The organism is Gilliamella sp. wkB292 (assembly GCF_001690235.1).
GTDB lineage: Bacteria > Pseudomonadota > Gammaproteobacteria > Enterobacterales > Orbaceae > Gilliamella > Gilliamella apicola_F.
In genome coordinates this window covers 1-3395 of the sequence record NZ_LZGO01000034.1, presented here as the reverse complement: position 1 = coordinate 3395, position 3395 = coordinate 1, and the positions used below count along the sequence as shown (strand labels likewise).

General features: G+C 36.6%; 1 protein-coding gene. It reads right to left on the bottom strand.

The window, feature by feature from the left end:
- Positions 1-1161: 1161 nt before the first annotated feature.
- The gene (locus A9G09_RS03830) at positions 1162-2622 is read right to left on the bottom strand and encodes a hypothetical protein (protein WP_065633596.1); all 1461 of its coding nucleotides are present in this window, start codon (positions 2620-2622) and stop codon (positions 1162-1164) included.
- Positions 2623-3395: the final 773 nt, after the last annotated feature.

The window sequence follows — 3395 nt, the reverse complement described above, 5'->3', positions numbered from 1 at the left end:
TGGTAATCAAAATTAAGTGATTAGTGTAATCAGCTTTTTAGATTAAAGCGTTCAATAATATTTATATAAATATAATATTTTTCGGTCAAAGTTAAGGATGCTTTTTTATTATTACATACTGAAAAAATTAGAAATTTAACTATATCAAGCATTTTAGGCTCTTCAATATTATTCTTTATTGCTAAAAAGCAGCCAGCATCCACATAATTGTTATGTTGCCTATTTTCACACCTTAAGCTTGAAACTAGCGGCTTGCAACAAGACGGTATTCACTAAAAATGACCATCAAAGTAACAGATCATTTAACTTACAAACGGTGCTGACTGTATTGGCTGTACAATCTACCGTCGAATCGGTTTTTACAATTAAAGTCGGTGCTCTAGTTTACTAATGATCATGTGCTTTACCATTCATTGGTGAAATTAAAATAATCGTCTAGTTCTAAGTGTATTAATAGCAATAGAGGAATATCTGTTCGGTTGCCATGAGGATAAAATAATTAATGTTACACGGTTAAAGCCTTATTTATGATTTATGTTACTAACCCCTATTTTATTTGTCTGTTGATAATGAGCAATAATTTTAGATCATGATTGAATGATTAATTCATCATTTGTTACCGTTTTGCTTGTTTGCTCAATATTGGATTGCTTTGATTTTTTATTTAACATTGTAGTTGGTGGTATTGGTATAGCTAATCGTTTACTTCTTTATACTTCAAATGCCATAGTAGCGAGATTAGTAGCCGCGGCGGATTTAAAATCCACCGCTGTTATCTAAATCATCATTCGTTATTGACTCGTAAGTACAAATGATAGAGGGCTACATTTGGACAGCCTTAATTCATGAAATTTTCCTAAAAATCACCATGAATAATAATTTGATCAAATTTTTCATAAATTAAACTATCGGTTCGAACTTAAACCACAATAATTACTTAATCACATAAAACGATTGACGATATGCTTTTAAAAGCATTTCTTTTATCAAGATAAGAATCCACTTTCTCTTAATGCTAATTTTTTTAATTTTATTTATACAGCGTTCGATTGCTCTTTTTTGGAATCGGCAACTTGGTCTGCTCAGGTTGCCCTTGCCGCTGCGACTTTACATTAACAGTTTATCCTTTATTACCTATACCCACAACTTAAGGATTAAGCACTAAGGATAGACGCAAACCAACCATTGTTGATCATTTTTGGTAAAAGGGTTAACGGCGCCGTTGCCAGCATAAGCAGCGAACAACAAGTCCGAACCATCGCTAGCGGTAGCCCAGTAGGGGCCTATGTAGAAACCGGCAGAGAGATAGTAATGCCAGTAGTACATATCTCCCCATTCAGTAAAGAGACCAGCACCGATATTACGCTCATAATAATCACCACTGGATGGCGGTATGCCGGGTGTCGGTAACGGCTGCTTCCCACCACTACACACAGAAGTCGCCCAACACCAATCAGAATGTCCAATTGAGTTAGTTAACTCTTTTACCAGTGGCAGACGATAACCACCACCTAAACTGTCACACCAGGATAAGGCGTTATCAAGTGCGAGAGGATCGCCTTGGCGGTTGACGAACCACTGCTTTAACTCAAAACCATAGCTTAATACCGTTTTATTACGACTATCTTTACCCTCTATCACAAAAGTCTGCGGTAAGCTAGGTGTAGCCAAACTACCCGGTAATGCTGAATCCTGTTGGGCTTTTGTTGCTGCTGGACCAGTAAGCGTGACGCGTATGAAATTTGGATTAGCGGGTGATGGTGTCATGGTAGCGGTAATACCACCTTGAGTGACAGTTGGCCAGGTTAATGTAGAGCTATCAATATTTTCTATGTCTAAATCAAAAAACAGATTATTAGCACCGGTAGTCGGGAAGTTAAGCTTGTACTGCGATGGCCCAGCTGCTTGCTTTACAAAACCCCGTTTTGGATCAAAAGGGCCGTCTTTGCGGTGTCGGGAAATGAGCATATTCGGCCTAGCGTAACAGATTTTAGGCACGGATTTAGGTCTGGTGATATAATAGGCAGCCGTGCTACCACTAAAATTACCACTATTTGGTACTCCATACTGGGTGGTTAAACTACCATCAGTACTGGTTAATTCTACTTTATAAGGTGCCATACAGCTATCTATGTTGGCACTATGCGTCACGGCTCGATTCAATTTATCGGTAATGCTCACGCTTAAATTACCAGTCGCGGTAATTCCATTAGTACCCTGACCATCACCATCATCATCCCCCCAATAATTGTAAGGCTCACCAATTAAATCGTTTAAGGCGATAGCGTTAACAGTGGCAGGAACCAGCATACCAATATCACTAAAGTGTTCATTAGCTTCTGGGAGAACGATTGGATTATCCGCGGTTGAAGTATTATTGTCCGGTGTGTAGGTGGTTTGAGTAGTGCCGTCAGAAACGGTAATACCTAACAGCCCCTCAGTCGTAGTGACCTTAGTGACCCCATTATCAGAGGTTAAATACGGCGCACTACCATGAATGACTTGCGCCGTCGTTGCCGACAACGCTTGAGTCGTAGCGGCATACAGCAATAATAACCATGGTATCGATGCTAAAGCCAGTTTAGATAACGGGCCTGATGCTTGAGTTGGCGTAAAAAACAAGGTTAGACGTAAGATTAACCTTAAATTTATCGCTTTAATTAAGCGATAGCATAACGCTAAACTAAATGTGCATCTTTTACTTACTCTGATTGCTGAAAAACGATGGTGAGTTACCTTGCTTCGATGAAATAAGTTAAGTGTAGAAGTAAGAGTTGAATTAAGCTTTAACCTAAAGAGAGATTGGGGGGTTTTTAAAACATTGTTTTGCCAGCGCTGGTGTCTGGTGTCTGGTGTCTATAATTATACTGCATGGCGTTCCATCCGTCAACTAATCTGTTATTTTATTTGATTTTTTTATGTTAAATGGCTATAAATCAAGCTTAAATAAGCTTAATTTTTTGAAATTATAAGGCTATGATAAAAAAAAGTCACTCATTCAGCTGAATTATTTGTAAAGAAATGTAAATAACACCATAAATAATAAATGTTAATAGCCTTTAAATAGTCAAACATATCTGAAGTATAGTGGATTATTTTTTTATTCAAAAATATATCACCCGCTTGTTTATTAAAGTTCTGAATAGATTTTATGGAATTTAGATGGGTTAAGATTGTTGATTTTAAGTCGTTCATCTAAAACGATGTAAAAAGTAAAATAACTGAAGAAACACAATGCAACACTTTTTTCACTCAATAACGTTAACGTTTGTAAGGAATATCTAAAATATAATCAGTTATTTACTGTTTTAAATGAATATATTTCCATTATAAATCTTTAAAATTAAGATTATTTTTCCTAAAAAATTTATTTTAGTCTTTAAAATCGTGGTTTT